This window comes from Paenibacillus sp. E194, from assembly GCF_000935845.1.
Classification (GTDB): Bacteria; Bacillota; Bacilli; order Paenibacillales; family Paenibacillaceae; genus Paenibacillus_B; species Paenibacillus_B alvei_B.
In genome coordinates this window covers 1-11,414 of sequence record NZ_JMDX01000187.1, presented here as the reverse complement: position 1 = coordinate 11,414, position 11,414 = coordinate 1, and the positions used below count along the sequence as shown (strand labels likewise).

The window sequence follows — 11,414 nt, the reverse complement described above, 5'->3', positions numbered from 1 at the left end:
CCCATCCATCAGTCGAACAATGTGGTTCACGATTACCTCACAGGTGTTTTCATCCCATCCTTAATCCAATCCAGCAGCGTTCCTGCAAAGGCATGGCTGTAAAATTGAACGATGAACGTTTTGTCCTCTTCCGAAATCGTATGGGAATCCGAAACTTCATTGATAACATTACTTAGGAGTTCAAATAAAACCTGATTTAAAAACATTTCCAAATGCTCTTTTCCAAGAGAACGACAGGTATTCATGCAAAGAGCCTTGTTGCTTTCCACAAATTCTAATATGATAAATAGCCCCTGCTGCCAAGTCGCATAGGATTTGTTATGCTGGATAGCACCCAGTGCCTCCGTTTTATATATCCATCCAAGCAGGTCATAAATATCCTGAAAATGATAGTAAAAGGTTTGGCGATTCAACTTGCAGGCTTCCACTAAGTCTTTAACCGTTATTTTATCTAAAGTCTTGGTGCCCAGCATATCCTTCAATGCATCAGCTAATGCATGTTTGGTGTACGGATGAATTGGAAACCTCTCCTTAGGATGCAATGTTTCTTATTATTTTACCATAACCTATGGATATTTTAGACATATGGCACTTGAAGTTTAAATTTTAGACACAGGGCTTTACTTGTCTATTTTTATTGCAATCATACTCCTATAAAGTGGAGGTGTCAGGACCACTAAAGGAGGTTGTAAGGATGTATTATAGCAATGGTAACTATGAAGCTTTTGCCCGTCCAAAGAAACCACTCGGTGTTGATCAAAAATCCGCCTATCTGATCGGCTCTGGTCTTGCATCACTGTCCGCAGCCGCATTCCTCATACGGGATGGTCAGATGAAGGGGGAAAACATTCATATTCTTGAAGAACTCGATATTGCCGGAGGTGGATTAGACGGCATCTATGATGACGGTCGGGGGTTCATTATCCGTGGTGGCCGGGAAATGGAGAACCACTTCGAATGCCTTTGGGATCTATTCCGCTCTATTCCTTCACTTGAAACAGAGGGTGCATCGGTATTAGATGAATTTTACTGGCTCAACAAGGAGGATCCGAACTACTCCTTGCAGCGTGCTATTCTCAATCGTGGTGAGGATGCACATACCGATGGCAAATTCACACTTACTCAAACTGCTTCGATGGAAATTATCAAGTTGTTCTTTACTCCAGAAGAAGCGCTTGAAGATATGAAAATTACAGATGTCTTCTCGGAAGATTTCTTTAACTCGAATTTCTGGCTTTACTGGCAGACGATGTTTGCATTTGAGCCTTGGCATAGCGCGATGGAAATGCGCAGATATATCGCTAGATTTATTCATCATATCGGGGGATTGCCAGATTTCTCAGCGTTGAAATTTACAAAATACAATCAGTATGAGTCTCTTGCACTGCCGCTAATGAAGTATTTGCAAGGCCATGGTGTCACCTTCCAATATGCAACGACCGTAACGAATGTTGAGTTTGATATTACGGAGAACAAGAAAGTTGCTAAAAGGCTGGTCTATGTTCAAAACGGACAAGAAAAACACTTTGACCTGACTGAAAATGATCTGGTATTCATTACGAATGGCAGCAATACCGAGAGCTCCACTTTAGGCGACAACAACACTCCTGCCATTATGAATACCTCCCTCGGGGGAAGCTGGGAGCTTTGGAAGAAGATCGCGGAGCAGGATCCTGCCTTTGGCCGTCCAGACAAATTCTGTGGCAACATAGCGGAAAGCAACTGGGAGTCTGCTACGGTTACAACGTTGGATGACCGAATCCCTCCTTACATCGAGAAAATTTGCAAGCGGGATCCATTCAGTGGCAAGGTCGTTACCGGCGGTATCGTGACAGTAAAAGATTCAAAATGGCTGATGAGCTTTACCTTGAACCGACAGCCTCACTTCAAATCGCAGCCAAAAGATCAGCTCGTCGTATGGGTTTACAGCTTGTATTGCGACGTACCAGGTGACTACATCAAGAAACCGATGAAGGACTGCACGGGTATCGAGATCACGGAAGAATGGCTCTACCACATGGGCGTACCTGAAGCAGAGATTCACGATCTTGCCGTAAACTCCGCAAACTGTGTGCCTTGCATGATGCCTTATGTTACATCTTACTTCATGCCAAGAGCTGCGGGAGATCGCCCGAATGTAGTTCCTGATGATTGTGTCAACGCTGCCTTTATCGGTAACTTCGCCGAAACACCGCGAGACACGGTATTCACCACGGAGTATTCGGTGCGTACCGCCATGGAAGCTGTGTACACGCTTCTTGACATTGACCGCGGCGTGCCAGAAGTATTTGGATCCGCTTATGATGTCCGTGTGTTGTTGGATTCCACAGCGAAAATGATGGACGGCAAGAAACTAACCGATATGGAGCTGCCTCCAGCAATCCAATTAGCAGCAGTGACGGGTGTGCAAAAAGTTTCTCACACCAGAATCATGCAGCTGCTTAAAGAGTATAAGTTGATTTAAACGTAGACGAAACGAGGAGTTCTGCCACTGGCAAAGACTCCTCGTTTTTTATGTCTTACGAACATAGCTTATAGTTAGATGAGCTCCCGGTTGTTGTCGTTCTCCGTATAGAGGGATATTAGAACGATGGCAGTGTCATCACCGATGTTTTTCACCAAATGGGGTGTACATGCGTTCCAACTGAAGGAATCACCTTTTTCAAATTCGGCCGCGTCTTCTCCCTGCTCCGCGTAGATTCTTCCCTCAATGACAATATGGACCTCCTCACCTTCATGCGCATGTGGAGCAATCCCCGTCGAAGCCCCTGGAGGAAACTCTACGACCATCATCCTTACGTTCTTCGTAGAGCTTAAGTGCTGCACTGTTAACTTATCAGAACCGCTTGTCGTAATGCTTCGCTCATCTTTACGAACAATATTCATCCGATCTTCTTTCTTTAACAGCAAGTAAGCTAAAGGTACTTTTAGTGCTTTTGCGATGTTTTCTAGAGTTGATATCGATGGGGAAGTCTTATTAGTTTCCACTTGACTCATGAATCCTTGAGATAGACCGGTTTCTTCGCAAATTTGAGCAATAGTTATATTTTTCGTTTTCGGATAGCACGTATTGTGGAGCCGATATCCATAGGACTGCACCTCTTCAATATTAGTGATAACAAATATAATTATATATTAGCAATTTTTTTATTGACACGCTACTTGCTTTTGATTAGTATTACTTATATGAATTTTATTTCTTTATAACTAATATTATTTTGAGGGTGATTTGTGTGACGAAGACAGCTGCAGTAACAATTATTATGCGTGTAGTGCTAGGAATCATATTTATGTTTCATGGTATCGCGAAATTTCAAATGGGCATGACTAATGTTGAGGCCTGGTTCAGTTCCATTGGTATCCCTGGATTTGCGGCATATATCGTGGCGCTGCTTGAGCTTGTGGGCGGTATTATGCTGATAGCGGGATTGTTTACCCGTTATGTATCGGCGTTATTCGTAGTAATGCTTATTGGTGCAATACTGACTGCAAAACTCTCCGCAGGACTTCTTGGCAATGCTCAAATGGCTGGCTATGAGTTGGATCTTGGATTTATGATGATTTCTTTATACCTTGCAGTGGCCGACCGGTCGCCATTCTCGCTTGACCGCATTATTATGGCAGGAAAAGCGTCTCAAAAAGGGTGGTTCAAATGACTCCGTTTTACCAATATGACGTTCACCTGCCTGCCAATGTAGTACCGAATAAGAAATACCCGGTTATTTTTACGCTGCACGGTAAAGGTTCTAATGAAGGAAATATGTTTGGCTTGGTGGCACCTATAAGTGATGATTTCATTGTCATTGGGATTCGCGGTAATCTACCGCTTGGTGCAGGATATCAATATTACGAACTGAAAAGTTTGGGTAATCCCATTCGAGAGATGTTTGATGAGGCGGTAAAACAGCTCGAAGCTTTCATTCAATATGCGATGGATAAGTATCCGATCGATCCGGACAAATGTTACTTGCTCGGCTTCAGTCAAGGCGCCATTTTATCCATGACGCTTGCACTTACAATGGGAGATCAAATAAAGGGAATCGTTGCGTTGAATGGATACATTCCTGACTTTGTAAAGACGGAATATCCACTTCGAAGTCTGAATAATGTATCGGTATTTGTCTCGCACGGTGAGTATGATTCCGTATTCCCAGTCAGGATCGTGCATGAAACGGCGACATATTTAAAGAAACACACGCAACGAATCACATTAAAGATATACCCGACCGACCATGGCGTTTCGGAAGAAAATCAACGTGATGTTTTGGATTGGCTTAGGCAGGATGCTGGTTTAACCATTAACAGGGAATAAAAGTTGTTTCGTTCACAATAAGACATAAACATTGGTTAAAAGAGGAGTTGTTTTAATGCCTGCTGTTAAGGAGTTTGATCCCAAAGTCATTTCTCTTCTACAAGAGAGAATTAAAATGATCAACACGGAAAACGGTGCCATTTATCTAGTTGGACCAATAAATCTTCCGATTAATTTGCGGGGGGAAACCGTTCAGTTTAAATGGTATTGCTGGTTGAATTGCAGCGAGGTAACGGAAGATTTCGAGCATATTGTTGCCAAATTATCGAATGTGAATTTAGCTGAATATCAACAATCGAGCGTGCTGGTGCACGGAGACTTCGAGAATGCAGATCATGCTTTAATCCGGTTCCATTCCATTTGCCACACAGGGGATATTTTTGGCAGCAAACGCTGTGATTGCGGATATCAGCTAGAGCAGTCATTGATGCATATTGCCGAGCATGGAACTGGCGCGCTGTTTTATCTTGCCAACCACGAAGGCAGAGGGATCGGGCTTTTCAGCAAAGCGCTGGCTTATATCCTTCAGCAAAATGGTTACGATACCGTAGATGCCAATCTTAAACTTGGATTTGTTGACGATGCCCGTGACTATAGTGATGCGATACAAGTATTAAATGTCCTTCGGACCAAACCGGTTACACTGATAACTAATAACCCTAAAAAGATTGATGCGCTTCGAAACGCAGGCATGGCAGTGGAAGATCGGGTACAGCTTTGGGGGGATGTATCGGAATATAATGAAAAATACTTAAAAACCAAAATCGAGCGGTCGGGACATATAAACGAAGGGAATGGCTCCTGCAACAATGATGAATAACCATGAATTCTATATGCGGCTGGCCATACAGAATGCAAAGGCCATGAAGGGGCAGACTGATCCAAACCCTCTTGTAGGGTCTGTGATTGTCAACGAAAATCGCGTCGTGGGCATCGGGATTCATATGAAGGCAGGCGAACCCCATGCCGAAATCCATGCGATCCGCATGGCTGGAGAGCTTACGCGGGGTGCGACCATCTATGTGACGCTTGAGCCTTGTTCCCATTATGGTAGAACAGGGCCGTGCGCAGTTGCTATTGTTGAAGCAGGCATTAAAAAAGTGGTGATCGCAGCACTTGACCCTAACCCGCTCGTGTCGGGGAGAGGGGTGGATATACTCCGGGAAGCAGGAATCGAAGTCATCACGGGAGTGTGTGAAGAAGAATCTTTCCAAATGAATGAGGTTTTCAATAAATTCATTGTCCAGCATATTCCGTTTGTGACTTTAAAAACAGCTATCACGATGGATGGGAAAATCAATAGCTACTCATCCGATAGCAAATGGATTACTTCAGAAGCGGCTCGGGAAGATGTCCACGTTCTCCGCAATCAGAATGCCGCGATCCTAGTTGGCGTCAACACGGTGCTTACAGATGACCCTGAGCTTACAACAAGGTTGCCTAACGGTAGGAATCCGATACGCGTGGTTTTGGATTCCTCTTTACGGTTACCTTTGGGTGCTAGAGTGGTTACAGATGGAGAAGCTCCCACCTGGGTGTTCACAACAACTTCTCACGACGTCGAGAAGAGGGCGGCATTAGAAAAGGCAGGCGTTAAAGTATTTGTTATGGAACAGACGGGCAGGGTCAATCCAATCGAAGTTATTCAGCTTTTGGGCAGGGAGATGATTTCTTCCGTTTTGATAGAAGGCGGTGGTGAAATCAATGCAGCCTTTTTTGAGAATAAACTCATCGACAAAGTCATTATTTACATGGCTCCGAAGTTGATAGGTGGTCGGAATGCATCGTCCTTTCTCGGCGGGACAGGGATCGAAAAGATGAGTGGCGCTGTAGAGCTTCACAATGTCAGTCTGCAGCCATTAGGTAAAGATTTTAAATTTGTGGGTTACCCGGTATACAGAGGGGAATAATATTTCTGCAAGAACTTGTTCAGTTGGGGCATCTGAAATGAGTCTTTTTATTTGTCGCACTTTATATTACAATCCGTCGTATGCAAAAGCCCAGCACCGGTAAGGTACTGGGCCGCTATTTTCTTCTCTAAAAACATGTAAATGACACAATGCTTCTTAGATCGACTCCCGTATACATCCATCCAAAACCGGTCCATCTAAAACCTGCAACGGATCTACGTCCAACAAAGGTTGGGAAGAACCAAAACGAGTTCCCATTTCTCAACCACACATACGTGTTGCGGAATAAACAACCCGAAATAGCTCCGGGGTCGATGGCGAACGCTGTAGCAGCGGGTTGTGGTGGTGCAAATTGTGGAGGAGGGGATGATGGTGCCTGCTGTATTCCTTGTGGTCCTTGAGGCGATACAAATGCCATAAGATTTCACTCCTTAGATTAGGCTTGATCAGGCCTATATTAATGAAATGGCGAGTAAATTGAACAGTACTAGGGGCAAGACAAAATCATTTTGGAAACCAGGAACAAAACCGCGACTAGTCCCATGGCCTGGAAGTCGTAAGTATAAAATTCCTCTTTCACAATGGATAAGTACCCCTTCAAAAACATCGCCATCCATCGTCTCCACTAGAACCAGTTTATTCATATGGCTGCGGCATATATTTCCTATGTGATCTTGAATGGATCTTACGTTATGCATAGTCGTTGGATCCATCCGATACAGAGTTTGTTCTTGTTGCCCCTGTTGTTGCAAGCTCATGGTCGTGACCTCCAATTTAGATTTGTTCATTTTCTCCATCGTATGCAGATGCCTATAGGTGAGTGACGATCTGAGCCCGATAATTCTAACCTATATCGAAAGCGAACGGATTCCAACTAATGGGGGATTTGAGCCTGAGAGTTCATCGTCATCCTTGCGTATCGCGATATCAATTATATGGATAGCAAATATCCTGCATTGGAGATTTTCAACTTCACGAATCAAAAGGGAGGATTTGCTTATCAGCAAATTATTTATCTTGTTGATAGGAATAAAGGCACCTTGTACGATATTAATGAAGCATCTCTCACGATATAAAAGGTGTACCTAAAAAACCCGACCTCAAGCGGCCGGGTTTTTCTGTGTGTAAAGAAAAATCCTATTTTGCATTCTTATCTGGCTGATGAATACCAAAAGTGTTCCCCTCAGTATCAATATAATACCCTTGCCATGCCATTCCGGGTAGTGCATGCTTTGGCAATGCGAGTTTGCCTCCAAGATTTAGAATTTTTGTTTCAGTAGAATCGTAGTCTTCTACTCCCATTGTACATGCATAGCCATTCAAAGGCTGACCTGATTCTGGGGTGGTGCCTCGACGTTGCATCAATGCCCCGTTAATGCCAAGTTCATTTGCATCCCCTGTCGAAGCTCCGAAATAGGGCATTCCAGCATAATCGCTCCAATCCTCAAATGTCCATCCAAATACCTCTCCATAAAATTTCTTAGCACGTTCCATGTCATCTACATGAATTTCGAAATGAACGATTCTGCCCATGATTACCTCCTACGTTTTGATCTTCTAAAATCCTATTATGCATGCTTTTTGTATTCCTCTAGATCATTATTGTAAATACGCAAAAAATAATACATTTCATAACATGATCAGTTAAAGGAGAAGATTTACACATTACAGGTGTATAAAGAGGATCTAAGGTTGGTTTCTGTTCACTTTGTTATTAATAAAATATGTGTCATAAGATTCCTTAAACGTGTATCCCAGCTTTTTTGCGAGCTCAACAGACTCAATATTCGCCGCATCCCAACTCGGGTATTTCCCTCTATCCAGACAATCTAATATCAGAGCAGAGGCTGCAGTAGCTGCAAGTCCCTTCCTTCTATGGTTAGGGTGACTCGCAATTTCGATCTCGATTCCATCATCATAGATGCTAAATGATGTTGCCGCAGAAACAACCTGCCCTTTATGTAAAATTGCATACCCGATTCCTCTTTCCATAAAATCATCAATCGAATCGAACTGACTGACAAAGTCTTCTGAGAGCTCATGGAAGGAAGGGGCGTTAGCTATCTCTTTATCAATTTTTTTAATTTCATATTCTTCAGGTAATGCAGACAGTAGATTCTGTATGTGTGCTCTATCCAAATCCCCAGAATCTTTTTTAAATCTGAATCGTTGAAATTTCTCATACGATCCTTTGTGAACCATCTCTATCCGCTTTTCCCACTCATCCGAATCAACAATTGCAAGCGTAAATTCAGGAAGATTGTGAAGTAATTCTTCAGCTTCCTCTGTGTTGGGGTTCCCCGCATAAAACACAAAAATCCCCACAGTGATTTGAGCAACAGTTGGATTCTCAAGGTTGTCTACCCAAGCGTCACCCATATGTCCTTGGAGATAGGAGAGAATAATCGTGCTATCCATATGTTCGAACATAGGCACCAATTTTTCTCTTACATTGTGATCTGCTTTATAAATCATTCGATTCCTTCTTTCTAATAAATATAGTTTTCTATATTACCATATCATGCACATACAGATATTTCTATTCAGAATTCTGGCCATGCTCAGTTAAGAGGACACGGGAATTTGAATGCGAAAAAGGGGATATACGGGTCATTTCACATGACTTTGTATATCCCCTTTGTATGAGAACTGCTCAACTTGTTATGTACAAATTAGAACAGCTTCTTGATCGAATCAAAAACGCCGCTGGCTTTATCAACGGTCAATTTCGCTTTTACACCCTCGATCAATGCATTGATCTGATCATTTGGCAGGTCAATCCCTATAACAGATTCGATCGCCGAGACAGGATCACTCATAAATTTAGATGAGAAGTCTGGATCGTTCTTGACTTTTGCAACGACTTCTTCAATTTTTGCTTTGATATCCATGTGTAATCCCTCCTTTGGATTTGTACTCGTTACATTCTTCGCTATTATACTAAAACTTATTCGTTAAGTAAAAAGCGGGGGACTGCTCGGAAAAAGAAATGGAGCCAACTTCGCTGCAATCACTTGATGGCCCCTGTTGTTCGGGTGTATCGGTAAAAATCCACCTAGTGCATCTTCAATCTTTCCATGTTGAAATCCATAGATAAGCTCGGCCTGCTTCCCCAAATGTGATGGAGTCCCCAAGAGCTGTATAGATCATAATGATATCACCCGTTCCACGCTTTATCATAAAGACAACGTAAACCACCAGATGAAAACAATACAATAACAATGTTTGACTGAATGCCCGTGTATTTTCGTCACATACAGCCTAGAAACATTATATTGCGGCTAGGTATTAGTTGTGAGTCAGGAATGTATGATTGGGAATGTAGAGGTAAAGGTGAAAGTGGGCTGTATCTTTCTAAAAATCAGTAGAGTAAAATGGCCATTTTATGGTATCTTATTTTTGTGATTGATGTCATTAACTGGGGGATACCTAAGGATGATCGGGAACGCGACGGAGAAAGAACGTACTATTTTTGATCATGTCGGAAGCACAATTAAGACAGATGATCGAGAGATTCGAATCCTTGCTAAATATGAGGAGCCCTTGGTTGTGGTACTAGGAAATGTCCTTAGTGATGAAGAGTGCGATGAGCTGATTGAACTCTCAAGAGATCGGCTGCAGCGCTCCAAAATCGGGGAAGACCGTTCAGTCAATCAGATTAGAACGAGCAGTGGAGTATTTTGTGAAGACAGTGAGACGGTCGCAAAGATTGAGAAGCGAATCGCTCAAATCATGAATATTCCAATCGAGCATGGTGATGGTTTGCAAGTGCTGCTCTATACCCCCGGTCAGGAGTATAAGCCTCATTATGACTACTTCGCTGAGACGAGTAGGGCAAGTGGAAATAATCGAATTAGTACACTTGTTATGTATCTGAATGATGTGGAGGAAGGCGGAGAAACGATCTTTCCTAAGCTTAATTTATCCGTGTTCCCTAACAAAGGCATGGCGGTCTACTTCGAATATTTTTACAGTAATTCTGAATTAAACGAACTCACCCTGCATGCAGGTGCACCTGTAAGCAAAGGCGAAAAGTGGGTCGCCACGATGTGGATGAGAAGACAGGCATTTCGGATCTCATAGTGGTTGACTGTGTCCGGAATGATTTGAAGTAATGGTTAGGCAAAATAGCGTCTGAGTAACATCTATGACAAGAAAGCTCGACCTGATGCGGTCTGGGCTTTTTTTACTACGCAATAAGTGTTAACGGAGACACATTACTAGTTGAGCCCCCCATGTATTCGAATTTTTTCCGTGACAAAAGTCCTTTTTTAATAGAATGGTTTATGTTACCATTTAACAGACAGACAGTCGGTCTATAACGGGAAGAAGAGGTAGATGCATGAGAATTGTAAAAGAAGCCGAAGAACGAAGAAGTGAAATTCTAGATGCGGCGGATGAGCTTTTCGGCCTGAAGGGCTTTGACGGTGCAAGCACAAACGATATCCTCGATAAGGTCGGGATTGCGCGTGGGACCTTGTATCACCACTTTAAATCGAAGGAGGATATTTTAGACGCGCTGATCGAGCGGTACAATGTCCGTCTATTAGATGCGGCGCAGGAGATCGCTGCTGACAAGAGCATTCCCGTAGTCGAGCGTATTATCCGTGTAGTCATGGCACTGAACATAAGCGGCGGGAGCAGCAAGGAGATAATGGAGCATATTCATAAGCCACAGAACGCACTTATGCATCAGAAAATACAGAAGGTCATTATTAACGGTATTACGCCGATACTGGCGGAAATTATCCGCGAAGGCATCCTGGAGGGCATGTTCCATACGCCGTTCCCATATGAATGCATGGAGATGATCGTAATCTATGCAAATACCGTGTTGGATGATGATCTGGTTGAATTGACGGATGAAGAGCGGATGTTACGTATGCAGGCATTTGTTTATAACATAGAGAGACTGCTTGGAGCCGAAGAAGGAAGTCTAATTCACACGATGAGGATGTTCGGCAGTAAAAGTGGAGAACACGAGGAAGAGAGGTGACGTATGCATTTCAGGATAATCCGTAATGACATGTTGAAGAGCAAGGCAATTACCCTGACAACGATGATATTTGTTGCGGCTGCGGCAATGCTTGTCTCACTGGCGGCAATTCTCATTGTCAATCTAACAGGTGCGCTAGACACACTTATGATTCAGGCGAAAACGCCGCATTTTATGCAGATGCATTCAGGTGCAC

General features: G+C 43.1%; 13 protein-coding genes and 1 pseudogene. 8 read left to right on the top strand and 6 right to left on the bottom strand.

The genetic code is table 11. The features are described from left to right. Positions 1 to 32: 32 nt before the first annotated feature. Complete coding sequence (locus tag AZ66_RS21315; RefSeq protein ID WP_231586984.1) at positions 33 to 473, bottom strand: TetR/AcrR family transcriptional regulator; 441 nt, start codon at positions 471 to 473, stop codon at positions 33 to 35. Positions 474 to 694: 221 nt separating this feature from the next. On the opposite strand from AZ66_RS21315, the gene AZ66_RS21310 reads away from it, so the two are divergent. Beyond that, a complete protein-coding gene (locus AZ66_RS21310; RefSeq protein ID WP_044356656.1) occupies positions 695 to 2,464 on the top strand; it encodes an oleate hydratase in 1,770 nt (589 codons plus the stop codon). Between the two features lie 74 nt (positions 2,465 to 2,538). Here AZ66_RS21310 and AZ66_RS21305 read toward each other — a convergent pair. Continuing rightward, positions 2,539 to 3,089 (bottom strand): annotated as a pseudogene (locus tag AZ66_RS21305) (helix-turn-helix domain-containing protein). Positions 3,090 to 3,263: 174 nt separating this feature from the next. Between AZ66_RS21305 and AZ66_RS21300 the strand changes: the two are divergent. The 4 genes from AZ66_RS21300 to ribD are packed head-to-tail and all read left to right on the top strand — an operon-like array spanning position 3,264 to position 6,222. Then, positions 3,264 to 3,656, top strand: a complete 393-nt coding sequence (locus tag AZ66_RS21300; RefSeq protein WP_036621283.1) for a DoxX family protein — start codon at positions 3,264 to 3,266, stop codon at positions 3,654 to 3,656. Beyond that, entirely contained in the window at positions 3,653 to 4,312 is a 660-nt protein-coding gene (locus AZ66_RS21295) for an alpha/beta hydrolase (protein ID WP_044356655.1), read from the top strand. The genes AZ66_RS21300 and AZ66_RS21295 overlap by 4 nt, the downstream gene beginning before the upstream one ends. A 55-nt stretch (positions 4,313 to 4,367) precedes the next feature. Further along, complete coding sequence (locus AZ66_RS21290) at positions 4,368 to 5,132, top strand: GTP cyclohydrolase II (RefSeq protein ID WP_021262129.1); 765 nt, start codon at positions 4,368 to 4,370, stop codon at positions 5,130 to 5,132. Further along, entirely contained in the window at positions 5,125 to 6,222 is a 1,098-nt protein-coding gene (ribD, locus tag AZ66_RS21285; RefSeq protein ID WP_044356658.1) for a bifunctional diaminohydroxyphosphoribosylaminopyrimidine deaminase/5-amino-6-(5-phosphoribosylamino)uracil reductase RibD, read from the top strand. Before AZ66_RS21290 ends, ribD begins: the two co-directional genes overlap by 8 nt. A 452-nt stretch (positions 6,223 to 6,674) precedes the next feature. Here the strand turns inward: ribD and AZ66_RS21280 are convergent, their stop codons facing one another. From AZ66_RS21280 to AZ66_RS21265, 4 genes are all read right to left on the bottom strand, one after another. Then, positions 6,675 to 6,980 carry a hypothetical protein gene (locus AZ66_RS21280; protein WP_036621285.1) on the bottom strand — a complete coding sequence of 102 codons (306 nt, stop codon included), beginning with the start codon at positions 6,978 to 6,980 and terminating at the stop codon, positions 6,675 to 6,677. A 379-nt stretch (positions 6,981 to 7,359) separates the two neighbouring features. Next, positions 7,360 to 7,755, bottom strand: a complete 396-nt coding sequence (locus AZ66_RS21275; protein ID WP_044356654.1) for a VOC family protein — start codon at positions 7,753 to 7,755, stop codon at positions 7,360 to 7,362. Between the two features lie 153 nt (positions 7,756 to 7,908). Beyond that, positions 7,909 to 8,697 carry a GNAT family N-acetyltransferase gene (locus AZ66_RS21270; protein WP_021262133.1) on the bottom strand — a complete coding sequence of 263 codons (789 nt, stop codon included), beginning with the start codon at positions 8,695 to 8,697 and terminating at the stop codon, positions 7,909 to 7,911. Positions 8,698 to 8,894: 197 nt separating this feature from the next. Next, positions 8,895 to 9,113: a hypothetical protein gene (locus AZ66_RS21265; RefSeq protein WP_028533469.1), complete on the bottom strand. Its 219-nt coding sequence runs from the start codon at positions 9,111 to 9,113 to the stop codon at positions 8,895 to 8,897. 544 nt (positions 9,114 to 9,657) lie between these two features. On the opposite strand from AZ66_RS21265, the gene AZ66_RS21260 reads away from it, so the two are divergent. From AZ66_RS21260 to AZ66_RS21250, 3 genes are all read left to right on the top strand, one after another. Beyond that, complete coding sequence (locus AZ66_RS21260) at positions 9,658 to 10,305, top strand: 2OG-Fe(II) oxygenase (protein WP_021262136.1); 648 nt, start codon at positions 9,658 to 9,660, stop codon at positions 10,303 to 10,305. Positions 10,306 to 10,564: 259 nt separating this feature from the next. Then, the gene (locus AZ66_RS21255; RefSeq protein WP_044356653.1) at positions 10,565 to 11,218 is read left to right on the top strand and encodes a TetR/AcrR family transcriptional regulator; all 654 of its coding nucleotides are present in this window, start codon (positions 10,565 to 10,567) and stop codon (positions 11,216 to 11,218) included. Positions 11,219 to 11,221: 3 nt separating this feature from the next. Further along, a partial coding sequence (locus AZ66_RS21250; RefSeq protein WP_044356652.1) for a hypothetical protein occupies positions 11,222 to 11,414 on the top strand: 193 nt, incomplete at its 3' end.

What these genes read in the sequence shown, in the direction of transcription:
- AZ66_RS21315 (WP_231586984.1), bottom strand. Translation starts at nt 473, where the DNA reads ATGCTGGGCACCAAGACTTTAGATAAAATAACGGTTAAAGACTTAGTG.
- AZ66_RS21310 (WP_044356656.1), top strand. Translation starts at nt 695, where the DNA reads ATGTATTATAGCAATGGTAACTATGAAGCTTTTGCCCGTCCAAAGAAA.
- AZ66_RS21300 (WP_036621283.1), top strand. Translation starts at nt 3,264, where the DNA reads ATGCGTGTAGTGCTAGGAATCATATTTATGTTTCATGGTATCGCGAAA.
- AZ66_RS21295 (WP_044356655.1), top strand. Translation starts at nt 3,653, where the DNA reads ATGACTCCGTTTTACCAATATGACGTTCACCTGCCTGCCAATGTAGTA.
- AZ66_RS21290 (WP_021262129.1), top strand. Translation starts at nt 4,368, where the DNA reads ATGCCTGCTGTTAAGGAGTTTGATCCCAAAGTCATTTCTCTTCTACAA.
- ribD (WP_044356658.1), top strand. Translation starts at nt 5,125, where the DNA reads ATGAATAACCATGAATTCTATATGCGGCTGGCCATACAGAATGCAAAG.
- AZ66_RS21280 (WP_036621285.1), bottom strand. Translation starts at nt 6,980, where the DNA reads ATGAGCTTGCAACAACAGGGGCAACAAGAACAAACTCTGTATCGGATG.
- AZ66_RS21275 (WP_044356654.1), bottom strand. Translation starts at nt 7,755, where the DNA reads ATGGGCAGAATCGTTCATTTCGAAATTCATGTAGATGACATGGAACGT.
- AZ66_RS21270 (WP_021262133.1), bottom strand. Translation starts at nt 8,697, where the DNA reads ATGATTTATAAAGCAGATCACAATGTAAGAGAAAAATTGGTGCCTATG.
- AZ66_RS21265 (WP_028533469.1), bottom strand. Translation starts at nt 9,113, where the DNA reads ATGGATATCAAAGCAAAAATTGAAGAAGTCGTTGCAAAAGTCAAGAAC.
- AZ66_RS21260 (WP_021262136.1), top strand. Translation starts at nt 9,658, where the DNA reads ATGATCGGGAACGCGACGGAGAAAGAACGTACTATTTTTGATCATGTC.
- AZ66_RS21255 (WP_044356653.1), top strand. Translation starts at nt 10,565, where the DNA reads ATGAGAATTGTAAAAGAAGCCGAAGAACGAAGAAGTGAAATTCTAGAT.